At 63.4% G+C, this 26,317-nt stretch carries 21 protein-coding genes; 20 read left to right on the top strand and 1 reads right to left on the bottom strand.

Annotated elements, in window-relative coordinates:
• The first annotated feature begins 97 nt into the window (after positions 1 to 97).
• From rlmD to ACMQ11_RS02065, 20 genes are all read left to right on the top strand, one after another.
• Positions 98 to 1,510, top strand: a complete 1,413-nt coding sequence (gene rlmD / locus ACMQ11_RS02160; protein WP_418991021.1) for a 23S rRNA (uracil(1939)-C(5))-methyltransferase RlmD — start codon at positions 98 to 100, stop codon at positions 1,508 to 1,510.
• 11 nt (positions 1,511 to 1,521) lie between these two features.
• On the top strand, positions 1,522 to 2,442 hold the full coding sequence (locus ACMQ11_RS02155) for a hypothetical protein (RefSeq protein ID WP_418991020.1): 921 nt from the start codon (positions 1,522 to 1,524) through the stop codon (positions 2,440 to 2,442).
• A gap of 128 nt (positions 2,443 to 2,570) precedes the next feature.
• Positions 2,571 to 3,263 (top strand): SIMPL domain-containing protein, encoded by a 693-nt coding sequence (locus ACMQ11_RS02150; RefSeq protein ID WP_418991019.1) that lies wholly within the window; start codon positions 2,571 to 2,573, stop codon positions 3,261 to 3,263.
• Positions 3,264 to 3,696: 433 nt separating this feature from the next.
• Positions 3,697 to 4,152: a cytidine deaminase gene (locus ACMQ11_RS02145; RefSeq protein WP_418991018.1), complete on the top strand. Its 456-nt coding sequence runs from the start codon at positions 3,697 to 3,699 to the stop codon at positions 4,150 to 4,152.
• A gap of 7 nt (positions 4,153 to 4,159) precedes the next feature.
• The gene (locus ACMQ11_RS02140; protein ID WP_418991017.1) at positions 4,160 to 4,846 is read left to right on the top strand and encodes an RluA family pseudouridine synthase; all 687 of its coding nucleotides are present in this window, start codon (positions 4,160 to 4,162) and stop codon (positions 4,844 to 4,846) included.
• Between the two features lie 9 nt (positions 4,847 to 4,855).
• On the top strand, positions 4,856 to 5,308 hold the full coding sequence (gene dtd / locus ACMQ11_RS02135) for a D-aminoacyl-tRNA deacylase (protein WP_418991016.1): 453 nt from the start codon (positions 4,856 to 4,858) through the stop codon (positions 5,306 to 5,308).
• Between the two features lie 13 nt (positions 5,309 to 5,321).
• Entirely contained in the window at positions 5,322 to 7,529 is a 2,208-nt protein-coding gene (locus ACMQ11_RS02130) for a DNA/RNA non-specific endonuclease (protein ID WP_418991015.1), read from the top strand.
• Between the two features lie 10 nt (positions 7,530 to 7,539).
• A complete protein-coding gene (locus ACMQ11_RS02125) occupies positions 7,540 to 8,580 on the top strand; it encodes a TIGR01212 family radical SAM protein (RefSeq protein WP_418991014.1) in 1,041 nt (346 codons plus the stop codon).
• Positions 8,577 to 9,470, top strand: a complete 894-nt coding sequence (locus ACMQ11_RS02120; protein ID WP_418991013.1) for a YitT family protein — start codon at positions 8,577 to 8,579, stop codon at positions 9,468 to 9,470. Before ACMQ11_RS02125 ends, ACMQ11_RS02120 begins: the two co-directional genes overlap by 4 nt.
• Positions 9,471 to 9,509: 39 nt before the next feature.
• The gene (gene priA, locus ACMQ11_RS02115; protein ID WP_418991012.1) at positions 9,510 to 11,768 is read left to right on the top strand and encodes a replication restart helicase PriA; all 2,259 of its coding nucleotides are present in this window, start codon (positions 9,510 to 9,512) and stop codon (positions 11,766 to 11,768) included.
• On the top strand, positions 11,752 to 12,474 hold the full coding sequence (locus ACMQ11_RS02110; RefSeq protein WP_418991011.1) for a ComF family protein: 723 nt from the start codon (positions 11,752 to 11,754) through the stop codon (positions 12,472 to 12,474). The genes priA and ACMQ11_RS02110 overlap by 17 nt, the downstream gene beginning before the upstream one ends.
• A gap of 487 nt (positions 12,475 to 12,961) precedes the next feature.
• Positions 12,962 to 14,524, top strand: coding sequence for a replicative DNA helicase (gene dnaB, locus ACMQ11_RS02105; protein WP_418991010.1), 1,563 nt, complete (start codon positions 12,962 to 12,964; stop codon positions 14,522 to 14,524).
• 13 nt (positions 14,525 to 14,537) lie between these two features.
• Positions 14,538 to 16,076 carry a YifB family Mg chelatase-like AAA ATPase gene (locus tag ACMQ11_RS02100; protein WP_418991009.1) on the top strand — a complete coding sequence of 513 codons (1,539 nt, stop codon included), beginning with the start codon at positions 14,538 to 14,540 and terminating at the stop codon, positions 16,074 to 16,076.
• A 316-nt stretch (positions 16,077 to 16,392) separates the two neighbouring features.
• On the top strand, positions 16,393 to 17,511 hold the full coding sequence (murG, locus tag ACMQ11_RS02095; protein WP_418991008.1) for an undecaprenyldiphospho-muramoylpentapeptide beta-N-acetylglucosaminyltransferase: 1,119 nt from the start codon (positions 16,393 to 16,395) through the stop codon (positions 17,509 to 17,511).
• Positions 17,512 to 17,518: 7 nt separating this feature from the next.
• Complete coding sequence (murC, locus tag ACMQ11_RS02090) at positions 17,519 to 18,901, top strand: UDP-N-acetylmuramate--L-alanine ligase (RefSeq protein WP_418991127.1); 1,383 nt, start codon at positions 17,519 to 17,521, stop codon at positions 18,899 to 18,901.
• Between the two features lie 43 nt (positions 18,902 to 18,944).
• Positions 18,945 to 20,045, top strand: a complete 1,101-nt coding sequence (locus ACMQ11_RS02085; protein WP_418991007.1) for a hypothetical protein — start codon at positions 18,945 to 18,947, stop codon at positions 20,043 to 20,045.
• 12 nt (positions 20,046 to 20,057) lie between these two features.
• Entirely contained in the window at positions 20,058 to 21,500 is a 1,443-nt protein-coding gene (gene ftsA, locus ACMQ11_RS02080) for a cell division protein FtsA (RefSeq protein ID WP_418991126.1), read from the top strand.
• 148 nt (positions 21,501 to 21,648) lie between these two features.
• The gene (ftsZ, locus tag ACMQ11_RS02075; protein ID WP_418991006.1) at positions 21,649 to 22,965 is read left to right on the top strand and encodes a cell division protein FtsZ; all 1,317 of its coding nucleotides are present in this window, start codon (positions 21,649 to 21,651) and stop codon (positions 22,963 to 22,965) included.
• A 15-nt stretch (positions 22,966 to 22,980) separates the two neighbouring features.
• Positions 22,981 to 24,261, top strand: a complete 1,281-nt coding sequence (gene gldE / locus ACMQ11_RS02070) for a gliding motility-associated protein GldE (protein ID WP_418991005.1) — start codon at positions 22,981 to 22,983, stop codon at positions 24,259 to 24,261.
• Entirely contained in the window at positions 24,258 to 24,887 is a 630-nt protein-coding gene (locus tag ACMQ11_RS02065; protein WP_418991004.1) for a 4'-phosphopantetheinyl transferase family protein, read from the top strand. The genes gldE and ACMQ11_RS02065 overlap by 4 nt, the downstream gene beginning before the upstream one ends.
• A gap of 7 nt (positions 24,888 to 24,894) precedes the next feature.
• Here ACMQ11_RS02065 and ACMQ11_RS02060 read toward each other — a convergent pair whose 3' ends face one another.
• Positions 24,895 to 26,298: a BamA/TamA family outer membrane protein gene (locus tag ACMQ11_RS02060; protein WP_418991003.1), complete on the bottom strand. Its 1,404-nt coding sequence runs from the start codon at positions 26,296 to 26,298 to the stop codon at positions 24,895 to 24,897.
• Positions 26,299 to 26,317: the final 19 nt, after the last annotated feature.

Here is a 26,317-nt window from a genome sequence, read left to right as displayed (position 1 = left end):
ATAAAAAATTGGAGGGTTGGGCCTGCAAGAAATAATTTTTAATTTTTAACTCTTAATTTTTAATTGTTTTAACTTTGCACTCAAAGTTAAAAACCGCATGGCAAGAAAGAAAGCGAATTACCCCCTCCTGGAGGGGCTCGAAATTACGACGCTCGCAGCCGAGGGCAAGGCGATGGGACACTGGGGGGATGTGGTGGTCTTCGTGCCGATGACCGTGCCGGGCGACGTGGTCGACGTGCAGATCCGTTCCAAACGCCGCCGCTACATGGAGGGCTTCGTGGTCCGCTACGTGAAGCGATCCCCCTTGCGCGCGGAGCCGTTCTGCGAACATTTCGGCACGTGCGGCGGCTGCAAGTGGCAGAACCTGCCTTACGACGAGCAGCTGCGCTTCAAGACCGAACAGGTCCGCGACCAGCTCACGCGCATCGGCAAGATCGCCCTGCCCGGGATCGCCCCGTGCCTCGGTTCGGCCGAGACCCGTTTCTACCGCAACAAGCTCGAATTCACCTTTGCCGACCGCCGCTGGCTCACGCGCGAGGAGGTGGCTGCGGGCGGTGAGATCGCTGACACTCCGGCCCTCGGGTTCCATATCCCGGGCATGTTCGACAAGGTGCTCGACATCCGCAAGTGCTGGCTCCAGCCCGACCCCTCGAACGCCATCCGTCTCGAAGCCCGGCGCTTCTGCATCGAGCACGGCTACACGTTCCACAATGCACGCGAGCACCGCGGGCTGATGCGCAACCTCGTCGTCAGAACCTCCTCGACGGGCGAGGTGATGGTGATCGTCGTCTTCGGCGCCGACGACCGGCCCCGCATCGCGGCGCTTTTGGATCATTTGGCGGAGACGTTCCCGGCCGTCACGTCGCTCTTTTATATCGTCAACGAAAAATTCAACGATTCGGTGGGGGACCTCGCACCGGTCTTATACCGCGGCAAGGACCACATCGTCGAGCGGATGGAGGGGCTGCAATTCAAGGTGGGGCCCAAGTCGTTCTACCAGACCAACTCGGCCCAGGCCTACGAACTCTACAAGGTGGCGCGGGAGTTCGCCGACCTCGGCCCCGACGACGTGCTCTACGACCTCTACACCGGCACGGGCACGATCGCCAATTTCTGCGCCGCCCGCTGCCGCCGGGTCGTCGGCGTGGAATACGTGGCCGAAGCCATCGAGGACGCTCGCGTGAATTCGACCCTGAACGGGATCGAAAATACGGTGTTCTACGCCGGCGACATGAAAGCGGTGCTGGACGACGAGTTCGTCTCGCGCAACGGCCGCCCCGACGTCATTATCCTCGATCCCCCGCGGGCCGGGGTCGATGAACCGGTGCTGGAGGTGATTCTGCGCGCCGCGCCCGCGCGGATCGTCTACGTGAGCTGCAACCCCGCGACCCAAGCCCGCGACCTGGCGCTGCTGGACGCCGCTTACCGCGTCGAACGGGTGCAGCCCGTGGACATGTTCCCCCACACGCACCACGTGGAAAACGTCGTGAAACTGGTCCGCCGAAAATAACCCTGCCCCATATGAAACGAATCCTTTTCGCAGCGTTGGTCGTGCTTTATGCGGCCCCTGCATCCGCGCAGCCCCGCATGCGGGTCGAGCGCCTGGAGAACAAGCATGTCGAATTTTACCTCGACAACAAACAGTACCCCGGCACGCTGACTGCTTTCGTGACGCTCAGGGAGCTCACCAACTGCGGCGCCTCCGAGGGGACCTCGCGTTACGAGGTCCGTTCCACCGGGCAGCGGCTTTTCACGCTGCGTCCCTCCGACGCCGCACGCAGTATCGGGTACGGCTACTCCATGCGCACGATCGAGGGGCGTCTGGACCCGCCCGTCGACACTACGCTGGTCTGCCGCATGCCTTGCTCGACCCGCAAACCCATCCGGGTGACCGGCGGCGTCTACGTGCTCGACAAGTACCGCAAGCCCCGCTCCGAGCAGCGGCGCCTGGGCACCCATTTCAGCCTGCAACGGGGCGATACGGTCTACGCCGCCCGGCGGGGCGTGGTCACCGACGTCAAAGTGGCCGAGAAACGAGCCCAGGATGCTCCGCGCGTGAGTTTCACCTCCCGCAGTACGAGCGTGCGGATCGAACAGAGAGACGGCAGTTTCGCCTGGTATGTCTGCCTCGACGGGGAGAATCTTTTCGTGTCCGAGGGTGACGAGGTGCTGCCCGGGACGCCGCTGGCCCTGGCGGGCACTTACGACGGGGAGCGGTACGATGTCAGCGTGCAGTTCTACTACCTCCGCGGCGTGCCGGGCGAGGGGGATATTCCCGAGGTCGAAAAAGTGCATTTCTTCCCGCCGTTCCTGACGGTCGAGGAGAGTGCCGTGCGCCTGGATCACGGCAGGAGCTACACCCCCGCGATGAACGAGGATCTGCTCACGCGCGAGATGACCAAAAAGGAGATCAAGCGGCTGCGGCTCGGGCGCGGCAAGTAATTTCGTCCGCGTTCGGTGCAGTATTTTCGCGTTTCGGACGTTTCTATTGCAAGCAAAGGGTGCTCCGAGTGCCGACCCGGCACCGGGCTTGCATCATCTTTGCAGTGCGAACCAAAAACCGTAAAACCATGAAAAAACTGATTTCGATCCTCGTCGTGGCGCTGGTGGCATTCCCGGCTGCGGCACAGAACACCCAGGAGGCGTTTCCGAGCTATGTGCAGGTCAACGGACGCGCCGAGAAAGAGATTACCCCCGACGAGTTCTACCTCTCGATCCTCATCAACGAACGCGACTCGAAAGGCAAAATTTCGGTCGAGAGCCAGCAGCGCGACATGATCGCGGCGCTCAAAAGGCTGGGCGTGAATGTCGAGAAGCAGCTCAAGGTGGCCAACCTCTCGAGCGAATTCTTCAAGAAGAAAACCTCGGTGGCTTCGGCCAAGTACCAGCTGCTGCTCAACTCGGCCGCCAAGGTGGCCCAGGTGTGGCAGGCCCTCGACGGGCTGGGCATCTCCAACGTGGCGATCCAGAAAGTCTCCCACACCGAGATCGACCGGTACAAGGAGGAGGTGCGCATAGCCGCCATGCAGAATGCCAGGCAGAATGCCGCCACATTGGCTCAGGCCATCGGACAGTCCATCGGCAAATGCTTCTACATCTACGACTCCAACAACGACGTCATGCCCTACTACTATAACAACACCCTGGCCGTGCGCGCCATGGCCAAGGCCGATTTCGCCGAGGAGGCCGCCGGCAGCGAGCCGCTCGATTTCAAGACCATCAAGCTCGAATACAGCATCCAGGCCAAATTCATCTTGGAGTAGTTTTCGATTTTATGCGGATATTTCCGCACATCCCTCGAACGGGGCGAATGGGACGTACCTCAATACTACCCATCCGCCCCGTTCTTCACGATGCACGAAACTATCTCGCCTAAAATCAAAAACTTTTTTCGGATTCATTAGGCTTCTTTCCACTTGACCTCCCGCGCGCGAATTGGGACGTACTTTTGTACTACTCATCCGGGGCATCCGGCTCCTCTAAAATCAAAAACTGCTCCGTTCTTCACGATGTAGGTATCTGCATCACACCGATTGAAACTACCTGCGCTCGACTGCTGCCAGCAGTGAAAGTCGGAATGCGGCTTGAAAAGGCGGCTGCGGTCTATCGAATAATTGTGAATTATGCATTATGAATTTTGAATTCATCGCAATTTGTATTATCTTTGTTTACTTTGCCCATAAAAAACTAAGGAGTATGGAAAAACAGTTCAGTTTCAACTATGCGCATTATGAGGCGCTTGCCGCGCTTCCGGAGGCGGACCGCAAACTGGTGGCCGAAGCCCAGCGCGTCACGGCCAATGCCCATGCGCCCTATTCGAAATTCCAGGTGGGCGCCGCCGCGCGGCTGCGCAGCGGAAAAATTCTCTACGGCAGCAATTTCGAGAGCGAGGTCTATCCGGCCGGGCTGTGTGCCGAGCGGACGCTGCTCTTCTACGCCGAAGCCAACTATGCCGACGACCCGATCGAGACGCTGGCCATCGCCTCCGACCCGTCGGAGCGCGAGTGCTATCCCTGCGGCCAGTGCCGCCAGGTGATGGTCGACGTCGAACGCCGTCAGGGCAGCCCCATGCGCGTCATCATGAGCGGCAACGGCACGGCCTCGGTGGTCGATTCCGCCTCCCTGCTGCTGCCCTTTACATTCATTCTCTGAACGCGACATGTTCGACCCGGACGACATCCTGTACGAAGACAACCACCTTTTGATCGTCGACAAACACTGCGGCGACCTGGTGCAGCCCGATCCGTCGGGCGCGAGCGCCCTGGAGGATCGGATCAAAGCCTTTATCAAAGAGCGTGACGCCAAGCCCGGTGCCGTGTTTCTGGGCGTGGTGCACCGCATCGACCGCCCCGTGAGCGGCGCCGTGCTCTTCGCCAAGACCTCGAAAGCTCTCGCGCGCCTGAACGAGATGATCCGCGAGGGCCGCATCCGCAAGACCTATTGGGCCCTTACGGAGCAGACGCCCGAGCCCGAAAGCGGCGAACTGCGCCACTATATTCTGCGCGACGGGCGGACCAACCGTTCGCGGGCCCTCGACGCCCCGAAAGGCGATGCCAAAGAGGCCCGGCTGCGCTACCGCACGATCGGCTTCGGCGACCGCTATGCGCTCCTCGAGGTCGAACTGCTGACGGGCCGCCACCACCAGATACGCGCCCAGCTCTCGAAGATCGGGTGCCCGATCCGCGGCGATCTCAAATACGGCGCGCGGCGTTCGCTCCCCTCAGGGGGCATTTCGCTCCATTCGCGGCAGGTGGAGTTCGAGCACCCCGTAAGTCGCCTGACCGTCTCGGTCACGGCTCCCGTGCCCCGCGAGGACAAACTGTGGGCCCATTTCGAAAAACTGTAAGACGACCGTATGCGCATGCTGATTCAACGCGTTAGCCACGCGTCCGTCTCTGTCGGCGGTGAACTCCTCTCCCGGATCGGCCCGGGTTTGCTCGTCCTCGTGGGAGTCGGGACGGACGATACGGCGGAGGATATGGAATACCTGGCCTCGAAACTGGTGCGCCTGCGCATCTTCGACGACGCGCAAGGGGTGATGAACCGCGACGTGGCGCAGGCCGGGGGCGAGGTGCTGGTCGTGAGCCAGTTCACCCTGATGGCTTCGACGCGCAAGGGCAACCGGCCCTCCTACATCCATGCGGCGCCCGAAGCCGTCTCGCGCCCGCTCTACGAACGCTTCGCTGCGCGCGTGGCGGAGCTGCTGGGGCGCGATGTCCCTACCGGCCGGTTCGGCGCCGACATGCAGGTCGCGCTCACCAACGACGGTCCCGTTACCATCTGGATCGACTCGAAACACAAAGATTAACAATCCATCTACAATGAAGCACTTTTTCACCCTTTTTGCATGGGCCCTCGCCGTGGCCCTTGTCGGCTGCAACAGCGACGATACGGCGGAACCGAACCTGCGATTTACAACCCCTCCCCAAGCGTCCGATGTATCGGTCACCACGGCGACCGTCGCTTTTCCGTCGCTGATCGACAATGCCATGCTTTCGTCCCTGCCGCACGGCATCGCCTACGGCGAACTGGATGCTCAAGAGAGCGATTACACGGTAATCGACAACCCCGACGTGGACGGCGGCACGCTGCGCTGCCGCCTGACCGATCTGAGGTCGGGTGCGGAGTATCGGGCTTATGCGTTCGTCCGGTGGGGTACGACGCAGATTCGAAGCGAAGCGGTCACGTTCCGCACCGATCGGATCGGTTCGACACCGGTGCTGGAGATCACCAGTTTGCAGCCCATGAACCTGCCGGCTGCCGCGGATGACTGCACGATTACCTACCTGGTCCACAATCCGATCGAGGGCGAGTGGGCCGAGGCTTCGAGCAACAGCGCGTGGGTCAATTCGATCGACAACACCGAGCCGGGCGAGATCGCGTTCCACGTCGATTCCAATCCCGAAGCCTCGGAGCGCAACGCTACGCTCACGTTGACCTACACGGGGGCGAGTCCCGTCACGGTGCGTATCCGGCAGGCCGGGCAGCAGCCCGGGCCGGACCAGCCCGAGGTGGTCCAGACGCTCACGGCCAATGACCAGTGGCCCGACCAATACCCCTCCGAGGAGACGACCGTCTCGCTGGGCGGGCACCGATACCGGATCAAGAATGCGGCCGATTTCGGCAGCGGAATCCAATTCAAGAGAACCTCCGGTTATCTGGCCAATGCCGACGACATGGGCGTCGTGCGTCGCGTCGAGGTGGTATACCGGGCCTCGGGCAATACGGATATGACGCTTGCGCTGGGCGACACGCCCGTTCCGGCCCAGACGGAACTGCAAGCCGTCAAGACGGGCGAAACCTATGTTTTCGACTGCACGGGCTACTCGTACCGCTATTTCATGCTGCGCAGCGGCGACGGGGCCAGCTACATCGAGTCCATCGAGATCACCTGCGGCGGCCAGGGCGGCGCGACCCCCGATCCCGATCCGGTCGTTGAGCCGCAGTTCGGTTCGCCCTCGGTCAGCGCCCTGACCAAAAACAGCGCGACGATCACCTGTTCCTATACCTATGCGGGAGACAAGCGCGTCACCGGCGCCTATTTCCTTTATAACGCTTCGGATGCCGCCGAGCAGCGAGCGGCGCTTCAGAGCATCGAGCCCGGCACCAAGACGTTCTCGCTGACGGGCCTTGCGCCCGCTACTCGCTACTCCTACCGGCTGTGCGTCGAGATCGACGGCCGGACCTACACGAGCGGCACCGCGTCTTTCATGACCCTCGACGAGTCGGGCAAGCCGGTCGAGGGCGTGCGCTATACCGGTTGGGCGGAGCTGCCTATGGAGGATGCCATGAAACTCAACAACGATTATTTCTATGCCTACCACCTCTGTCCGGACTATCCGCGGAGCGGCACCAAGGCGCGCAATTTCACTACCTGCTACTCGAAGAGCTACAAATGCCCGGTCTGGGTGGCGGCCCCGCTGCACGACTGCTATACGGGTTCGGTGAATCGTTCGAAAAATTACCGCACCGATCCGGACATCCGGTGTACCCAGGCCGGCCACTGGAACGGCTACACCCGCGGCCACATGCTCGGTTCAAACGAGCGGCGCGTGACGACGGCCGTCAACCGCGACGTCTTCTACTATTCGAACATCGGTCCGCAGATACAGACCTATTTCAACACGGGAGGCGGACAGTGGAACACGGCCGAGGACTGGGTAGACAAGCAGTGGCGCGGTCTGGCCGATACCTGCTACCAGGTCGTGGGCACCTATTGGGAAAACACCTCCAAGGTGGTCGAGGGAACGACCATCCCCACCCACTACTACCTCGTGCTGCTCAAAGCCAAAAAGAGCGCGGGCCGCAAATGGGTGGTCGATTGCACACGCGAGGAGTTGCAAACTATCGGAATCATGGTGCGTCACAAGGCTTACAGCAAGGGCGAGGTGGTGAAAGCCTCTGACTTTGAATCTAAGGGTGTTTTCAAGAGCGTCGCCGAGATCGAACGCCTGACCGGGCATACGTTCTTCGCCAATGTGCCCAATGCGCCCAAGGATACATACAAGCCGAGCGATTGGAATTTCTAACGGGCACACGATGAACTATCCCTGGGGCGACACGCGCCGGTTCAACTCTTATGCGGGGTATTTCCGGAGGCTGATGGGAGGACGGATTCAGAAAATCTCGGTCGACGCGGGCTTCACGTGCCCCAACCGCGACGGCACGATAGCACGGGGAGGGTGTACGTTCTGCAACAACGGAGCGTTCACCCCCTCCTACTGTATGACGGGGCGTAGCATCGGCGAGCAGATCGAGGAGGGCATCGCTTTCCATCGCAACCGCTACCGCACAGCCCAGCGCTACCTGGTCTATTTCCAGTCCTTTTCGAACACCTATGCACCGCTTGCGCGGTTGCGTGACCTCTATGCCGAGGCACTCGCGCACCCGCAGGTAGCCGGGCTGGTCGTCGGCACGCGGCCCGACTGCGTGGACCCCGCCAAACTGGACCTGCTGGCCTCGCTGGCGCGCGACCGCTACGTGGCCGTCGAATACGGCATCGAGTCCACTTTCGACGCAACGCTCCGGGCCGTCAACCGCGGCCACGATTTCGCCGCGGCCCGCCGCGCGGTGGAGCTGAGCGCCGAACGGGGGTTGGCGGTCGGGGCGCACTTTATCCTGGGGCTTCCGGGCGAGACGGACCAGATGTTGCTGGAGCAGGTCGACCGGATCAACGCCCTGCCGCTGACGACGGTCAAGTTCCACCAGCTGCAAATCTTCCGCGACACGCCGATGGCCCGCGAGTTCGACGCCGACCCCGCGCGGTTCCGCTTCCGCACGCTCGACGAATATCTCGACCTGGTGGTCGAAATCCTGCGCCGTCTGCGTTCGGACCTGGTCGTCGAGCGCTTCGCCTCGGAGGCTCCGCCGCGCTACCACTATGGCCCCAACTGGGGGCTGGTGCGCAACGAACAACTGTGGGCGCTGCTCGAAAAAAGATTGGCCGCGCGAAACACCTACCAAGGCGAAATTTTTATACCTTTGCAGCGAACGGACGCCTCGCCGGCCGGGACCCCTCCAGCGGCTCCGCGACCCGAAAGCGCCGATTCGGATGAAAAGCCAAATTCCGTCAGCCTATGAAAGCCCTTACCACGGAGAGCGCCCTGAAGAGCGTCAAGGAGTATTTTCTGATGAGCGTCGGCATGCTGCTCTACTCGTTCGCGTGGATCGGCTGCATCCTGCCGGCGCGGGGCGTCGGCGGCGGCGCGGCGGGTCTGTCGCTGGTCCTCTGCCACGCCATTCAGGAGTGGCTGGGCGTCTCGATCCAGATCGGCACGATGGTCTTCATCATCAACGGGATCCTGCTCCTCTTCGCGGGCTTCATCGTGGGCTGGAATTTCGGCGTGAAGACCGTTTTCTGCGTCATCGTCATCTCGCTGGGCATGAATTTCTGGCAGTCGGTCCTCCCTGCGGGCGATTTTCTCCACCTCGAACGCATCCTTTCGATCATCCTGGGCGGTATCCTGGCCGGTATCGGCGTGGCCATGTGCTTCATGCAGGGCGGCTCGACAGGCGGCACCGACATCGCCGCCATGATCATCAACAAGTACCGCACCGTGAGCTACGGCAAGATCGTCATCTACTCCGATTTCGTGATCATCGGCTCCTCGATGCTCGTCGGGTTCCACATCGACACGGTGATCTACGGCTACGTCATGACCGCCGTTTTCGGCTATACGGTCGACATGATCATGTCCGGCAACCAGCAGTCGAGCCAGGTGATGATCGTCACGCACGACTACGAGAAGATGGCCGACGCCATCGCGCAGAACGTCCACCGCGGCGTGACGCTCATCGACTCCGAGGGGTGGTACTCGAAAAAGGCCTCCAAAATCGTCATGGTCGTCTGCCGCAAGCGCGAGACGGCGATGATCCTCAAGTTCGTCAAGACCATCGATCCCGACGCTTTCATGACCGTAGGGTCGGTGATGGGGGTTTATGGTAAAGGTTTTCAGGCATTTACCAAATAAGGATTCGCAAGGCTTCTTTTCGTCCAACTTCACGCTGCCATGCAACTTTTCGCCGACATCGTGCTGCCGCTGGCGCAGCCCGCCTACACGTTCGCCGTGCCCGATGGCATGGAGCTCGTCGCAGGCCAGGCCGTGTCGGTGCAGTTCGGGGCGCGCAAGTTCTACATGGGGATCGTCTGGAAGGTCCACGACCGACGGCCCGATTTCCGTCGGATCAAGCCCGTGGGGCGGGAGTTGTACGACCGGCCCTTGCTCACGCAGCCGCAAATGCGGCTCTGGGAGTGGATCGCGGGATATTACATGTGCTCCCTTGGAGAGGTAATGCGCGTGGCGCTGCCCTCGCTGATGAAACCCTCGGCCGACAGCGCCGAGCGCTTCGACGAGGAGGAGTTCCGCCCCCGCACCGAGTGCTACCTCTCGCTGGCGCCGGAATACCGCGATGAAAAGCGCCTCGACGAAATTCTGGAAAAACTTGAACGGCGCGCCCCGCGCCAGTACGCGGCGATGCTCGAACTCATCTCGGCCGGCGACGCCGCAGGCGCTGCGGTGGGCGAGGTGGCCCGCCGCCTGCTTGCCGCCGACCGCGCGGTGCTGCATACGCTCGAACGCAAGGGCTACATCCTCTCGGCCGAGCACGAGCGCACCGACGAGCGGGGCGGTCCGGCTTTCCGGCTGCCCGAATTGACGCCGCAGCAGCAGACCGCTCTGGAGGCCCTGCGCACGCAGTTCGAAGCGGGCAAAACGACCGCCCTCTTGCACGGCGTGACGGGCTCGGGCAAGACCGAAATCTACATCCATCTGATCGCCGAGGTCCTGGCGCGGGGCGGCGATGTGCTTTTACTGGTGCCCGAAATCGCGCTGACGGCCCAGCTGATCGAGCGCATGGAGCGCATCTTCGGCAGCCGCGTGACCCCCTACCACTCGCGCCTCACGGACCGCCGCCGCTCGGAGACCTACCTGCGCCTGAACCGCTCCGAGGGCGGCGAGTTCGTCGTAGGTGTCCGTTCGTCGATCTTTCTCCCGCTGAAAAAGTTGCAGCTTGTCATCGTCGACGAGGAGCACGACGCCAGCTACAAGCAGGCCGATCCCGCACCGCGCTACCACGCCCGCGACTGCGCCGTGGTCATGGCCCGGCTCTTAGGGGGCAGCACGCTGTTAGGCAGTGCCACCCCCTCGCTCGAAACGTGGCTCAATGCCGGAAGCGGCAAGTACGGACACGCCACTTTGGCCGAACGTTACGGTGACGCCCGGCTGCCTGAAATCTTCGTCTCGGACACCATCCGGGCGGCACGCCGCGGCGAGCGGCACGCCCATTTCAACAAGCTGCTGCTCGACAAGATCGCCGCGACGCTCGACCGCGGCGAGCAGGTCCTGCTCTTTCAGAACCGCCGCGGCTTCGCCCCTTACGTCGAGTGCCCCTCGTGCGGCTGGACGGCCCGCTGCCCCCAGTGCAACGTGACCCTGACCTACCACAAGGGCGGCGGGAAACTCGTCTGCCACTACTGCGGCCATACCGAGCCGGTGCCTGCCCGGTGCCCTGCGTGCAAGGTGGCAGACATTGCGCCGATGGGGTTCGGTACCGAGAAGATCGAAGAGGAGGTGGCCCGCATCTTTCCCGCGGCGCGCGTGGCCCGGCTCGACCGCGACAGCGTGACCTCCGAGCGGGCATTCAGCGCCATCGTCTCCGATTTCGCACAGCGCCGCACCGATATTCTGGTAGGGACGCAGATGATTACCAAGGGCTTCGATTTCGAGGGCGTGGCATTGGTGGGCATTCTCAATGCCGACAACCTCTTGAACAGCCCCGATTTCCGGGCTGCCGAGCGGGCTTTCCAACTGATGATGCAGGTCGCGGGGCGCGCCGGGCGGCGCTCGGACGGCGGCGAGGTGGTGATCCAGACCTCCGAACCCGCCCATCCCGTCATCCGGCAGGTCGTGGCGGGCGATTTCGAGGGCATGGCCCGGCAGCAGCTGGCCGACCGCGAGGCCTTTTTTTATCCGCCCTATGCCCGGCTCACGGCCCTCACGCTGCGCCACCGCGACCCCACGCTGCTGCGCCGCGCCGCGCAGGAGCTGGCCGTCGGGCTGCGCGCCCGCTTCGGCCGCCGTCTCTTGGGTCCCATGACCCCTCCGGTAGACCGCATCCGCGGCGAATACCTCGTGGGGCTGCTGCTCAAGATCGAGAGCGGCGCCTCCTCGGCCCGGGCCCGCGAAATTCTGGTGGCCGAGTTGAAAGCCTTTTCGGAGCAGTCCGATTTCAAACGCGTTACAGTCGTTGTCAATGTCGATCCTCAATGAACTTATGGCCGACGTGGCGGCGCTGTTCGTCCCGCCGCGCTGTCCGGTCTGCGGCGAGCCGCTGCTGATGGGCGAACGTGCGGTCTGCAGCTTTTGCCGCGCCACGGCGCCGCTGACGGGCTTCTGGCGCGAGGCCGACAACCCCGTGGCGAGCAAGTTCTGGGGCCTGGTGCCCGTCTACCGCGCTTCGGGTTTTCTCTACTACCTGCACGGCAGCGGCTGGCGGCAGCTGATCCACGGCTTCAAGTACCGCGGCGCGTGGCGCACGGCCCGCGCGATGGGCGAGTGGTACGGGCGGTGTCTGGCCGAGAGCGGTCTGTACGACGATGTGGACGTGGTCGTGCCGCTTCCCCTCCACCCGTTGAAACGGTGCCGCCGCGGGTACAACCAGTCGGAGTACATCGCCGAAGGGATCGCCGCGCAGTTGGGCGTCGAAGTCGACCGCCGCAGCGTGCGCCGCAAGCGGAATACGGCTTCACAAGCCCTCAAGCCGCGCCGCGAGCGGGCCCGCAACGTCGAGGATGCATTCGCCGTGCGGCATCCCGACCGGCTCGAAGGGCGGCACGTGTTGCTGGTGGACGACGTGATGACCACCGGAAGCACGCTCGCGGCCTGCGCTTCAGCCATTTTGCAGGCCGCACCCGGCTGCCGCGTCAGCGTGGCCGCGCTGGCCGTCTCCCGCCGCGAACTGGGTGTCAAGGCGTAGCGATTCAGAATTCACGATTCAGAATTCAAAATTCACAATTATTTTCTGTCATTCCGGATTCTCGATCCCCGGCATCGTCGAGGGATCGCCTGTTTCATCCTCGACCCCGAGCAACGTCGAGGGGCGCAAGTCAATCGTTGTCATTCCGAGCGTCAGCGATGTCTCTTCCGCTTTATGTTTTGTACTCGCCGCCTTTGGCGGCGGCAGCCCGCAGCCCCCGGATGCGGAGGGCTGCACCTTTCGCCTGCGGCTCAGGCGCTCTCCGCTGGCTGCGGACCGCGAACGTCATGATATTGTCGTTCCGAACGCCTGCGAGGAATCTTCAGCCTATCCATTCCCCTCCTTAATCGCCTCCGACTGCTTGACTTTGCTCCCGCTCGGCAAAGCACGCAAGCGGTCTTTGCCCTCGCTCGATCGCAAAGTTCACCTTTCACTTTGATTTGTCCCTCCGAATGCGTACTTTTGAACCTTGAAAAGAGAGAAACAAATGGCTAAAGAGTTCAACCCCTCCTACCGCAACCGGGAGGCATTCGACGCCCTTGCGGAGGGTGCGGGCAACGTGCCGCCCCAGGCCGTCGAGCTCGAGGAGGCCGTGCTGGGTGCCCTGATGCTCGAAAAGGACAGCATCATCGCCGTGCAGGAGTACGTCACGCCCGAGGCGTTCTACACCGAGGAGCACCGCCTGATCTTCCAAGCGATCAACGAGTTGTCGATGGAGCTCAAACCCATCGACCTCTATACCGTCACCGAACGCCTCAAGGTCAAAAAGGAGCTGAAGAAAGTGGGCGGTGCGTCGTATCTGGCGCAGCTCACCCAGAAAGTCGGCTCGGCCGCCAACGTCGAGTTCCATGCCAAGATCATCGCCCAGAAATACGTCCAGCGCGAACTGATCCGTTCGGCCACCGAGATTCAGCGACGCTCCTACGACGAATCGACCGACGTCACGGAGCTGATCGGCTACGCCGAGGGCGAAATATTCAAGGTTTCCGAGGGACACGTCAAGCGCTCGGTGCAGTCGTCCAAGGACATCCTCTCCCGTGCGCTGATGCAGATCGAGGAGGCGTCGAAAAATACGAGCGCTTTCAGCGGGGTGCCGTCGGGCTTTCTGTCGATCGACCGCGTGACGCTGGGCTGGCAGCTCTCGGACCTGATCATCATTGCCGCCCGCCCCTCGATGGGCAAGACCGCTTTCGTGCTCTCGATGGCCCGCAACATGGCCGTGGAGTACGAGCAGGGCGTGGCGTTCTTTTCGCTCGAAATGTCCTCCGTGCAGCTGATGATGCGTCTGATCATCGCCGAAACCGGGCTCGCTGGCAACGACGTCAAGTCCGGCCGCCTCACGCCCGAGCAGTGGCGCCACCTCGAATCGGCCACCAAGCCGCTGGGCACGGCGCCCCTGTTCATCGACGACACGCCGGCCCTTTCTGTCTTCGAATTCCGCTCCAAGGCCCGCCGCCTGAAGATACACAACGACATCAAGATCATCGTCATCGACTACTTGCAGCTGATGACCGGCAACCAGGACTCGAAAGGCAACCGCGAGCAGGAGGTGGCTTTCATCTCGCGCACGCTGAAAGCCATTGCCAAGGAGCTGAACGTCCCGGTAATCGCCCTTTCGCAGTTGAGCCGCGCTACGGAGATGCGCGGCGGTTCGAAGCGGCCGCAGCTCTCGGACCTGCGCGAGTCGGGCGCCATCGAGCAGGACGCCGACATCGTGGCGTTCATCCACCGTCCCGAGTACTACGGCATCAACCAGGACGAAAACGGCATGCCCACTGCCGGCATGGCCGAAATCATCATCGCCAAGCACCGCAACGGCGCCGTATGCGACGTGAACCTGCGCTTTTTGAAAGAGCAGGCCCGCTTCGCCGATATGGACGACTCGCTGCTGCCGCCCGCCCAGGCGTCCGACGCCCAGCAGGCCTACGACGACTACGCCAGCGGCTCGAACGGTGCGGCGGCCAGTGCTGCGCCGGGGCTGGGAACCGTGCCCGGTGGAACCGAATTCGACCTCACGCCGCCGTCGCTGGCCGACGAGGCGCCTTTCTAAAAACGCATGAAGCATGTTCGTTAGGACCTATGCTGCGGCTCTTGCCGGAATCGATGCGGTCGTGACGACCGTCGAGGTCAACATCGCCGGGGGCGGGCTGGGCATGTACCTGGTCGGACTGCCCGACAACGCCGTCAAGGAGAGCGAACAGCGCATCCGCGCGGCTTTCGAGAACTCGGGCGAGCGCATGTCGGGCCGCAAGGTGGTCGTGAGTCTGGCTCCGGCCGACCTGCGGAAAGAGGGCGCGGCGTTCGACCTGCCGATCGCCGTGGGAATCCTGGCAGCCATGGAGCGCATCGACGCCCGGGCCGTTGCGGGGACGCTCTTCGCGGGCGAGTTGTCGCTCGACGGCACGGTCAAGGCGGTGCGGGGCGTGCTGCCGATCGCCGTCTGCGCGCAGCGCGAGGGGCTGCGGCGGCTGGTGCTGCCCGCAGCCTGTGCGGCCGAGGCGGCCGTGGTCGAGGGATTGGAGGTGATCGGCGTGGAGAGTCTGAGACAGGTCATCGCGTATCTGAACGGTGATGAACGGATCGCACCCGCCGCTGCCGCCGAGCCGGAGCCGTTCGAACGGGCCACAGGTCTTTACGACGAGGATTTCGCCGACGTGCGGGGCCAGGGCTATGTCAAGCGGGCCCTGGAGATCGCGGCGGCCGGGGGCCACAACGTCCTGATGATCGGTTCGCCCGGCTCGGGCAAGACGATGCTGGCGCGCCGCCTGCCGTCCATCCTGCCGCCCCTGACTCCCGCGGAGGCGCTGGAGACAACCAAGATACACTCCGTGGCGGGCCGTGCGGCCGTCTCGGGACTGATGACCCGGCGCCCTTTCCGCGCACCGCACCACACCTCGTCGCAGGTGGCGCTCATCGGAGGCGGCCAGTCGCCGCGTCCGGGCGAGGTGTCGCTTTCGCACAACGGCGTGCTGTTTCTGGACGAACTGCCCGAATTCGGGCGCAGCGCCCTGGAGGTGCTGCGGCAGCCGCTCGAAGAGAAGCGGATAACCGTTTCGCGGGCGCGGTACAGTGTGGTCTACCCGGCGAATTTCATGCTTGTGGCGGCGATGAACCCCTGTCCGTGCGGGTATTACAACCACCCCGCGAAAGAGTGCGTGTGCTCGCCGGGAACGGTGCACCGCTACATGAGCCGCATTTCGGGTCCGCTGATGGACCGCATCGACCTCCACGTCGAGGTGACGCCCGTGCCTGCGGCCGAGTTGTCCTCGTCCGAACAGGGCGAACGGAGCGAGTCGATCCGCGAACGGGTCGTGCGGGCGCGCGAGGTGCAGCGGCAAAGGTTCGGCGAGGCGGAGGGCGTCCACACCAACGCCATGATGAACGCCGCGATGCTGCGTGCCTACTGCCGGCTGGATGCCGACGGTGCAGCCCTCCTGGAGCGGGCGATGCAGCGGCTCTCGCTCTCGGCGCGGGCCTACGACCGCATCCTCAAAGTGTCGCGCACGATCGCCGACCTGGCCGGACGCGATGGGATCGCCTTGCAGGACCTCTCCGAGGCGATCAACTACCGCTCGCTCGACCGCGAAACCTGGGGCAGGTAACAAGGTGAAAGGTGAAAAGTGGACTTTGCGAGGAAGCGGGGGCAAGGACCGCGTGCGTGCTTTGCCGAGCGTGAGCAAAGTCAAGCCGCCAAAGGCGGGTTAAAGGTGAAAAGTGAAAGGTACGGTTGGCAAAGCCTTGAGACTTTACCGATCCGCTTGCGGTCTGCAGCCAGCGGAGGGCAAGTCGGGAACCGATGCAGTACTCCGCCCGGGGTGGCTGCGGACTACCGCCGCCCAAGGCGGCGAAAAACAAATTCCGATCCCCGAGCCCGGTCGAGGGGTTGCAAATCGAAAAGTGAAAAGAAATTGAATGTAAATGAATAAGACAAAACGCATTATCCTCTCGGGTGGCGGAACCGGCGGCCACATTTACCCGGCCGTGGCGGTTGCCGAGGCGCTTCGGCGCCGGTTCGGCGACCAGGTCGAGTTGCTCTTCGTCGGCGCCGAGGGCAAGATGGAGATGGAGAAAGTCCCGGCCCTGGGCTACCGCATCGCGGGGCTTCCGATCGCAGGGCTCCAAAGGCGGCTCGACTGGCGCAACCTGCTGGTCCCGCTGAAAATCGTGCGCTCGCTGCAAAAGGCGCGTCGGATCATCCGTGATTTTCGCGCCGATGCCGTCGTGGGCTTCGGCGGCTATGCCAGCGGGCCGGTGCTGTGGGCCGCGCAGCGTATGGGCGTTCCGACCCTTATCCAGGAGCAGAACTCCTATGCCGGCGTCACGAACAAGCTCCTCGCCCGGGGTGCGAAGCGTATCTGCACGGCCTACGAGGGCATGGAGCGCTTCTTCCCGGCCGCGAAGATCGCCCTCACGGGGAATCCCCTGCGGGGCCGCTTCTCGAAAGGGGGCGCCGACCGGAGCGAGGCGCTCGACCACTACGGCTTCACCGCCGACAAACCCGTCCTGCTGGTCGTCGGCGGCTCGCTGGGCACCCGCTCGCTGAACGAGATGATGAAAGCGTGGATTGTCTCCCTGGCGGGCTCCGAGGCCCCTGTGCAGGTGATCTGGCAGACGGGTAAGTATTACGAACGCGAGATGCAGGCCTTTCTGGCCGCCCATCCGGTGAAAGGGATTTGGCAGGGGGCGTTCATCGAGCGCATGGACCTGGCGTATGCCGCCGCCGATCTGGTCATTTCGCGCAGCGGCGCAGGCACCGTCTCGGAACTGTGTCTGGTGGCCAAACCCGTGCTGTTCGTCCCCTCGCCCAATGTGGCCGAGGACCATCAGACCAAGAACGCCCGGGCTTTGGAATCGCGCGGCGCCGCGGTCGTGGTGCCCGATGCCGCGTGCCGCTCGGAGGCGATGACCCGGGCGCTGGAGCTGCTCGCCGACCGGGAGTCGTTGGCCGGGATGTGCGCCAACCTGGAGATGCTGGCGCGTCCCGATGCGGCGGAGCGGATCGTCGACGAGATCGAAAAGATAATTCAAAATGCGTAATCCGACGATGGAGTTCAAAAACATCTATTTCCTGGGGATCGGGGGGATCGGCATGAGCGCCCTGGCGCGCTATTTCCTGCACGAGGGCCGGCGGGTAGCCGGTTACGACCGCACCCGCTCCCACCTGACCGATGAGTTGAAGCGGGAGGGCGCCGCGATCCATTTCGAGGACGACGTGCACCTGATTCCCTCGGAGTTCCGTTCGGCGACCGATACGGTGGTGGTCTATACGCCCGCCGTGCCCGCCGACCACAGCGAACTGCGCTATTTCGAAGCACACGGCTTCCGCATCGAAAAACGGTCGCAGATGCTCGGCCATCTCGCGGAGGGCAAATACGTCATGGCCGTGGCGGGCACCCACGGCAAGACCACTACCTCGACGCTCGTGGCGTGGCTCAACCGTGCCCTGACGGGCGGCGGCAGCGCTTTCCTGGGCGGTATTTCCCGCAATTTCGGGAGCAATCTGGTGCTGGGCGACGGGCCGTATCTGGCGGTCGAAGCCGATGAGTTCGACCGCTCGTTCCTCCGTCTGTTTCCCGACGTGGCGGTGGTTACCTCGGCCGATCCCGACCACCTCGACATCTACGGTACGCACGAAGCGGTCCGGGAGGCGTTCTCGCAGTTCGTGCGGCAGATCCGCCCGGGCGGGTTTCTCATCCTCAAAAAGGGGGTGGAGATCGCGCTGGACAACCCCGCAATCACGGTCTATCGTTACGCTTGCGACGAGCCGTGCGATTTTTATGCCCGTAGTTTGCAGTTCACGGACGGAGGGCGTTACCGCTTCGACCTCGCAACACCCGACGGGGTGATCGCCGACTGCACGCTCGGCATCCCGGGACGGGTCAATGTCGAGAATGCCGTGGCTGCCGCGGCTTCGGTGTGGTGTGCGGCCCGTGCCGCCGGCACGCCGCTCGATGCGGAAAAACTCCGTGCCGGACTGGCCTCGTTCGAGGGGGTCAAAAGGCGCTTCGAATTCTGGCTGAACACCCCGCAGCAGGTATACATGGACGACTACGCCCACCACCCGTGCGAACTGATGGCGGCGCTCGCGTCTGTACGGGGCATGTTCCCCGGGCGGCGCATCACGGCGCTCTTCCAGCCCCACCTCTACACCCGCACGCGCGACCTCTACCGCGAATTCGCCGAGGCGCTGTCGCTCGCCGATGAGGTCGTGCTGCTGCCGATCTATCCGGCGCGCGAGGAGCCGATCGAGGGCGTCACCTCGGAGATCATCGGCCGGCTGCTCCGTGTGCCCTGGCGCATCGTGCCGCGCGACGAACTGGCCGACGCGGTGGCCGCCATGGAGACGGATGTGGTGGTTTCGTTCGGTGCGGGCAATATCGACGCCTGCTGCGAACCCCTCGCCGAGAGGTTGCAGGCGAAAGCCTGATATTGATTTTTAATTCTAAATTTTTAATTCTTAATTCCTCTTCGTGCCCCGCTATCTCCGATACGCTTTACTGACCCTCCTCTGGGGTGCCGTGGCGGCCTACATCGTCTATGCCGCTGCCACGGTGCACCGTGTGCGCAGCGGCGCGACGGTCCGCCGCGTCGAGATCGAGGTGGTGGACAGTTCATCGCAGGGACATCTGGTAACGGGACGGCAGGTGCGGGAGTGGATTTTGCAGAGCGGAATCCGAACGATCGGCACGGCAGTTGATAACGTCGACCTCACGGGTATCGAACGGTTGGTGGCCCGCAACGGGTTCGTGGACGAGGTGGTTGCCTCTGTCTCCCATGCGGGCTCGCTGCGCATCGCCATCCGCCAGCGCAAGCCGCTCCTCCGGCTGCTGCTCGACGGCATGGACACCTACGTGACCGAAGAGGGGTTTGTCTTTGCCGCCCCGCGCGCTTCGTCGCTCTACGTTCCGGTCGTCACGGGCAGCTACCGTCCGCCGTTTCCGCTCGCCTACACGGGCAGTGTGCGCGCACACACCGACCGCGAGCTGGAGAAGATCGACCGGCGTATCGAGGAGCTGGAGCGTGAGAAATTCCCGTTCTACAAGCGGGAGTTGCAGAACGACCGCAACATCGCAGCCCTCAGACGCATGCGCATCAAGCGGCAGTGGTGGCGGCTGGAGAGCGCCGAGGCGTTCGCGGGTCGGGTCGAGAAACTGCGCAAACACAAGGCCGACCTGCGCCGGGCCTACCGCTACGAAGCCCGCCTGATCCGCGAGGGTATCGAACGCATCGACGGGCGGCAGGAGACCGAGCGGCAGCGGCAAAAAAAGTTGGAGAAAACGTACGAAGATTTCATGAAACTCCTTACCTTTGTAAAGTTCGTCGAAGACGATGATTTCTGGAGGTCGGAGGTCGTGCAAATCGCGGCCCATACGGCCCCCAGCGGAGCTTTGGAGGTCGATCTGGTGCCGCGCAGCGGGCGCCATACGATCCGCTTCGGCCGGCTGGAACGCGAGGAGGAGAAATTCGAAAAACTCCTTGGTTTCTACCGCAGCGGGCTGAGCCGGATCGGCTGGAGCGAATACCGGACGATCGACCTGAGATACCGCAACCAGGTGGTTTGCAAGAAATAGACAGATATGAGCGTGGAAAGAAAAAACTATACCGTTGCCGTCGATTTGGGCTCTTCGAGCGTGGTGGTGGCCGTCGGAGGAAAGAACGCCGAGGGGCTGATCGAGGTGGCTTCGGTGGTCTCGAAACCCGTCGAGGGGGTCAATGCGGGCCGCATCGACAACATCGAACTGGTGAGCCGCGCCATCCGGGAGGCCGTCTCGGAGACCGAGCAGCAGTTAGGTATCCGCATCACGGAGGCCTATGCCGGCATCTCGGGCGAATTCGTGCGCTGCGCCCGTCACACCGACCACGTTTTCGTCTACGATCCCCAGAACGGCGTCAACCAGAAAGATGTCGAGGCGTTGTTCGATCGCATGCGCAACGTCCAGGCCCCAGACGATGAGACCATCATGGAGCGCGTTCCGCAGAACTACCTCGTGGACGACAACCAGGAGGTCAAGAATCCCGTCGGTTCGTTCGGCAAGAAACTCTCCTCGACGTTCAATTTCATCCTCTGCCTGAAAACCCCAATGCAACGGCTCGACATGGCGCTCAAGCGGCTTGGAATCAAGATGCTGGGTGTTGTGCCCGATGCGCTGGCCACTCCCGAGGCCGTACTGCTCCCGGATGAAAAGGAGGAGGGCGTGGCGGTGGTCGACGTAGGTGCCGGCGTGACGGACGTGGCGGTCTACTACCGCAACGTGGTTCGTTACGTGGCTTCGATTCCGATGGGCGCCTCGGCCATCAACCGCGACATCCGTACGATGAGCGTTCCCGAGAAGCACGTCGAGAGCCTCAAGCAGCGCTACGGCTCGGCCGTCGCCGAGCTGGCTCCCGAGGACAAGCTGATCCGCGTCAACGGCCGCACGGCCCGCGAGGCGAAGGACATCCTGCTGCGCAACCTGGCCACGGTGATCGAGGCCCGCGCCACGGACATCGCCGAATTCGTCCAGCAGGAGATACGGGATTCGGGTTACGCCTCCAAACTGGCCTACGGCATCGTGCTGACGGGCGGCTCGGCCCGCCTGAAAGACCTCGACGAGCTGTTCCGCCGCGTGACGGGCATGGACGTACGCGTGGCGCAGCCCGAAGCGGGCATCGCGGAGGAGTCGAAAGAGCGTGTGGCCGATCCGGCCCTCTCGACCGTGGTGGGCATCCTCATCAAGGGCATCGGGCAGGGCGGCTGCGTGGTCGCGGAACGTCCGGCCGAACCGCGCCGGAGTTTCACGCCGCCCGAGACCGAGCCTCCGACCCGGTTCAAGCACGTCCCGCCGCGCTTCCCGCAACCGGAAGCGCAGGCTCCGGCGGAGGGGACGGAAAACGCCCTGCCGTCCGGCGGGGAGCCGGAGGAGGAGCCCCATGACGGGGCGCCGCAGATCGAGCCCAAACGCAAGCGCGACTGGGGTTCGATCTTCCAAAAGACGTTCGACAAGATCAACAAGAGCTTTACCGCCGCCGAGGACGAGGAGATTTAGTTATCCTCTCCCGCTTGCGCGCTTGCAGCGTTGCTGCTTTGGACCCCTCCGAGCAGAGGAGTGGACGCATTGAATACGACCCGACAACGGCTTTCGGCTGCGCAGAGAGAGTGAGTAAAGAGGAGCAAGAGCAAAAAGAGAAAAACCTATGACAGACGATTTGATATCCGAGATCAAAGCCCCGCGGACCGACGGTTCGATCATCACGGTGGTGGGTGTCGGCGGTGCCGGCGGCAACGCCGTGAACCACATGTGGAACCAGGGCATCCAGGGCGTGACGTTCATGGTGTGCAACACCGACCAGCAGGCGCTGGACAAGAGCCCCGTGGAGCGGAAGATCCGGCTGGGAGCCGAGGGCCTCGGGGCGGGCAACGACCCCGAAAACGGCCGCCGCGCCGCGGTCGAGACGCTGCCCGAGATCCGGCAGCTCTTCGAGGAGGCCGGCACGCGCATGGTCTTCATCACCGCCGGCATGGGCGGCGGCACCGGCACGGGCGCTTCGCCCGTGATCGCCAAACTGGCCAAGGAGATGGGGCTGCTGACCGTTGCGATCGTCACCTCGCCGCTGGCCGTCGAGGGCAAGATTCGCTACGAGCAGGCGTTCCGCGGCATCGAGGAGCTGCGGCAGAATGTCGATTCGCTGTTGATCATCAACAACGAGAATATACTGGAGATATACGGCCGCTTGTCGCTCCGCCAGGCTTTCGGCAAGGCCGACGACATCCTGGCCGCCGCGACCAAGGGCATTGCCGAGATCATCACCGTGGAGAGCGACCTGGTGAACGTCGATTTCGCCGATGTGAAGAAAGTCATGAGCGACAGCGGCCGCGCCCACATGGCCGTCGCCACGGCCGAGGGCGACAACCGCGCCGAAGCGGCCGCCGAGGCGTCGCTGCGCTCGCCTCTCTTGGACCACAACCTCATCTCGGGCGCCAAGAACATCCTGCTGAACATCTCCGTGGCGGATGCCGATGCGCTCATGTACGAGGAGGTCGTGCGTATCCTGGAGTACATCCAGGCCCATGCCAGCGTCCAGGACGACAACGGCGTGGTCCACAACGCCAACATCATCTGGGGTACGAGCGAGAAACCCCAGCTGGGCAATGCCGTCGAACTGGTTGTCGTGGCGACGGGATTCGCTCCCGAGACCTCGGCAGGGGTGATGAAGCAGATCATTCCGCCCGCACGGACCGTCGAACCGGTCCGCGAAACGCCGAGCGCTCCGGTGCTCGAACCCATCAAGCCCGTGCCGCCCAAGCCCTCTCCCCGCGTTGCCGAGCAGGTGATGCTGGGCGCCAAGTCGGGCCGTTACAGCAACATCGAGCTGCTGCTCTCGAAGCCGGCCTACCAGTCGCGCAACTCGAAATTCGTCGTGCAGATGCCCGGCGGCCGCAAGGAGGTCCTGCGCGACGAGAACGCAGAGGGGCCGCGCGAGGAGCCGCAGGGCGGTTCGCTTTTCGACTAACCAATGCGCTGAAATTTGGAGAATTCCCTTCCCTGGATCACTTTCAACGGCTTTTCGGCCCACCTGCTCGTGCTGTGCGCGGTTACGGTCGTGCTGCTGTGTCTTTCGGCACTCGTCTCGGGCGCCGAAACGGCTTTCTTTTCGCTCTCGCACAACGACGTGTCGAGGCTTCGGCAGCGCACGACGGCCTCCGCCGCCGCAGTGCTCAAACTCCTTGCCGACGTCGATCTGCTGCTGGCCACGATCCTGGTGGTCAACAACCTGGTCAACATCTGCATCGTCATCCTTACGGCCCGGATCATCGACGGGCTTTTCACGTTCCTGAGGTTCGAGTTCCTGGTCAAGACCGTATTGGTCACGTTCCTGCTGCTGCTCTTCGGCGAGATTCTGCCCAAGGTCGTGGCGCAAACCGCCCTCGTGCGCTTCGCCTCGCTGGTGGCGCGGCCGCTCCTGGTGCTCCGGCGGCTCTTCTACCCGCTCTCCTACATCCTCGTGCGCACGAGCAGCCGCATCAGCGAAAAGGCGGCGCACCGGAGCGAAATCTCGCTCGACGAACTGGCCGATGCCGTGGACATGACCCAGACGACCAGCCCCGAGGAGCACGTGATGCTCTCGGGAATCGTCAATTTCGTCAATACCGAGGTGCAGGAGATCATGAAACCCCGCGTGGACATCACGGCGCTCGACATCACCGACACGTACGGGACGGTCAAGCAGACCATCATCGAGTCGGGCTTCTCGCGCATCCCCGTCTACGAAGAGGACGTGGACAACATCCGCGGCACGCTCTACGTCAAGGACCTGTTGCCCTACATCAACAACGACGATGCGTTCGGCTGGCAGAAGCTCGTGCGCAAGCCCTATTTCGTGCCCGAGCACAAGAAGATCAGCGACCTGTTGGGCGATTTCCAGTCCAACAAGGTCCACATGGCCATCGTCGTCGACGAGTACGGCTCGACCCTGGGGCTGGTCTCGCTCGAGGACATCATCGAGGAGATCGTGGGTGAAATTTCGGACGAGAGCGACAACGACGAGAGCTTCTACACGCGGCTCGACGCCAAGAGCTACCTCTTCGACGGCAAGACCCACATCGGCGATTTCGAGCGGGTGCTCGCGCTCGACGAGGATACGTTCTCCGACATCCGCGGCAAGGCCGAGACCCTCGCGGGCATGATGCTCGAGCTGAAACGCGATTTTCCGCGCAAGGGCGACGTTTTCACGGCCCACGAACTGCGGTTCACGGTGCAGGAGATGGAGGGGCACCGCATCGATAAAATCCGCGTCGATATTCCATGACCAAACTCCCGACCGATCCGGACGCACCCCGGCTGGTGGTCGCGCCGCTGATGGAGGAGGCCGAAGCCGCCGCCTGGGCGACCGCCGAAGAGCGGGACGAGGCACGTCGAATGGGCTCTGAGCGCCGGCGGCGGGAGTGGCTGACGTGGCGGGCGCTGGTGCGCTGCACGCTGGCCGGACGCGCCGGCTGCAACCTCACTCCCGCCGCTGCGGCCGCCCGGTTCGGGATCGCTTACGACGCGGCGGGTGCGCCCATCGTATCGGGTTGTGCGATTCACATCTCGGTGGCGCACTGCCCGGGCCGCGTAGTCGTCTGCCTCTCGCCGCAGCGCTGCGCCGTGGACATCGAACCCGAAGCGCGCGATTTCACCGCGGCCGCCGACCGCTTCATGACACCCGCGGAGCGGGCGCTGTCCGACGATCCGCTGCTGCCCTGCGCGGTGTGGTGCGCCAAAGAGACCCTTTATAAATACGCCGGCCGCAAAGGGTTGGACCTGCTGCGCGATCTGCATGTCGACGAGGTGGATTTGGTCGCGGGCACGATCCGTGCGCGGATCGAAAACGGCGAACCCCTCCGCCTCGGGATGCGCCGCGAGGCGGGATTTCTGGTCGTCTTTATCGGCTGAGGCCGGGTCAGAACGCCTCCGAGGCCGTGAAGAGGAATGCCGAGGAGCGTTTGCGGTCCCACGGCAGATTGGGGTTGCCGTAGACGCCCCATCCGTAATCGAGGCGGATATTCATCCCTTTCTTGAATTCGAAACGATAGCCGCAGCCGAAGCTGTACAGCGTGTTGCGCCAGCGGAACTGCTCGGTGCCCCACACCTGGCCGCCGCCGATCCATCCCACGATGCCGTGGCGGCGGTAGATGCGCTGCCTCAGTTCGATCTGCGCCTCGACGAGGCGCTTGTCGCGGTAGCGCCCCTCGTAGTAGCCGCGCATGCGCTCCATGCCGCCCAGTTTGGCGTACATGTGCCACGAGGGGGTGCCCGCCGTGGCGTCGGCGAAGAGGTCGCAGGCCAGGATGGCGCCTTTCCAGAGCCGCCGGTAGCAGTCGAACGTGAGGGTGAAGCGCGCGAAATGGCGGCCCGTATTGCCCAGCCAGCGGGGATACCACTTGGCTTCGGCTTTCAGGAAGATGCCGCGCGTGGCGTTGAACGTCACGTCGCGCGTGTCGTACTGGGCGAAGAGACCGATGTTGGTGTTCAGAGCGTTGGGCTTGTCGCCCGTTTCGGCTATGTGGTTCGAGAAAGGGTCCTGGAATGCGGGGTCGTAGCGTCCTTGTTGCTTCAGGCGGTAGAGTTCGCCCATCTTGCCGCCGGGGACGGGGTTTCCGGCGGCCACCTCCTGCTCCACCCGCTCCATGAATTCGACCATGCCGCTCGGCTTGTACCGGGCTCCGGAGTAGTCGATTCCGGCACTCATGCCTATGTAGAAACGGCCTACGAGCGAGGTGCAGTAGGAGATGCGGAAAGCGCCCATCGTGGTCGTGAGGTCCTGCGCATAGCCCTCCTCGCCGGCCCGGTAACCCACGCCGTAAAAGGCGCCCGGGAAATAGACGAATGCCCCAGAATAGCTCAGGCGCTGGCGGTTATGGTTGAAAATGTTGTCGCCCGAGAAGCGCACGAGCACGAATTTCTCGGTCGTGAAATTGCCGTACACCGAGACGTTCGACGGTGCGGTGATCGAGTCCGTGCGGTCGAGGCGGTAGAGTCCGGCCAGCAGAAAGCCGATTCCGAAGCCGACATCCGACGAGTAGTTGGGGCCCGGGGCGATGCTCCAGTCGATCTTCTTCTCGAACGTGCGGTCTACGTTCGAGCGGCCGTAATAGTCGATGATGCGGCGGATGAGACCGGGGCGTTTGGCGGCGACGGCCAGGCGGGCCGTGTCCGCCGTGCGGTGCGAATCGGCCGGCGGCGCTGCGGCTTCCGGAGCCGGAGCGGACACTATCCGGCCGGTCTCGGGCTGCCGGGCGGCTGCGGGCAGAGCCGTCAAGAGCACGAGCGCACAGACGATCAGGTTCCGGACTCTTCTTTTCATCCAATTCGGGGTAAAAGGC

Source organism: Alistipes sp., assembly GCF_048465575.1.
In the GTDB taxonomy this organism is placed as follows: Bacteria; Bacteroidota; Bacteroidia; order Bacteroidales; family Rikenellaceae; genus Alistipes.
Note: the sequence above shows the minus strand (reverse complement) of the source record. Positions and strands in the feature narration are given on the sequence as shown.

What these genes read in the sequence shown, in the direction of transcription:
- rlmD (WP_418991021.1), top strand. Translation starts at nt 98, where the DNA reads ATGGCAAGAAAGAAAGCGAATTACCCCCTCCTGGAGGGGCTCGAAATT.
- ACMQ11_RS02155 (WP_418991020.1), top strand. Translation starts at nt 1,522, where the DNA reads ATGAAACGAATCCTTTTCGCAGCGTTGGTCGTGCTTTATGCGGCCCCT.
- ACMQ11_RS02150 (WP_418991019.1), top strand. Translation starts at nt 2,571, where the DNA reads ATGAAAAAACTGATTTCGATCCTCGTCGTGGCGCTGGTGGCATTCCCG.
- ACMQ11_RS02145 (WP_418991018.1), top strand. Translation starts at nt 3,697, where the DNA reads ATGGAAAAACAGTTCAGTTTCAACTATGCGCATTATGAGGCGCTTGCC.
- ACMQ11_RS02140 (WP_418991017.1), top strand. Translation starts at nt 4,160, where the DNA reads ATGTTCGACCCGGACGACATCCTGTACGAAGACAACCACCTTTTGATC.
- dtd (WP_418991016.1), top strand. Translation starts at nt 4,856, where the DNA reads ATGCGCATGCTGATTCAACGCGTTAGCCACGCGTCCGTCTCTGTCGGC.
- ACMQ11_RS02130 (WP_418991015.1), top strand. Translation starts at nt 5,322, where the DNA reads ATGAAGCACTTTTTCACCCTTTTTGCATGGGCCCTCGCCGTGGCCCTT.
- ACMQ11_RS02125 (WP_418991014.1), top strand. Translation starts at nt 7,540, where the DNA reads ATGAACTATCCCTGGGGCGACACGCGCCGGTTCAACTCTTATGCGGGG.
- ACMQ11_RS02120 (WP_418991013.1), top strand. Translation starts at nt 8,577, where the DNA reads ATGAAAGCCCTTACCACGGAGAGCGCCCTGAAGAGCGTCAAGGAGTAT.
- priA (WP_418991012.1), top strand. Translation starts at nt 9,510, where the DNA reads ATGCAACTTTTCGCCGACATCGTGCTGCCGCTGGCGCAGCCCGCCTAC.
- ACMQ11_RS02110 (WP_418991011.1), top strand. Translation starts at nt 11,752, where the DNA reads ATGTCGATCCTCAATGAACTTATGGCCGACGTGGCGGCGCTGTTCGTC.
- dnaB (WP_418991010.1), top strand. Translation starts at nt 12,962, where the DNA reads ATGGCTAAAGAGTTCAACCCCTCCTACCGCAACCGGGAGGCATTCGAC.
- ACMQ11_RS02100 (WP_418991009.1), top strand. Translation starts at nt 14,538, where the DNA reads ATGTTCGTTAGGACCTATGCTGCGGCTCTTGCCGGAATCGATGCGGTC.
- murG (WP_418991008.1), top strand. Translation starts at nt 16,393, where the DNA reads ATGAATAAGACAAAACGCATTATCCTCTCGGGTGGCGGAACCGGCGGC.
- murC (WP_418991127.1), top strand. Translation starts at nt 17,519, where the DNA reads ATGGAGTTCAAAAACATCTATTTCCTGGGGATCGGGGGGATCGGCATG.
- ftsZ (WP_418991006.1), top strand. Translation starts at nt 21,649, where the DNA reads ATGACAGACGATTTGATATCCGAGATCAAAGCCCCGCGGACCGACGGT.
- ACMQ11_RS02065 (WP_418991004.1), top strand. Translation starts at nt 24,258, where the DNA reads ATGACCAAACTCCCGACCGATCCGGACGCACCCCGGCTGGTGGTCGCG.
- ACMQ11_RS02060 (WP_418991003.1), bottom strand. Translation starts at nt 26,298, where the DNA reads ATGAAAAGAAGAGTCCGGAACCTGATCGTCTGTGCGCTCGTGCTCTTG.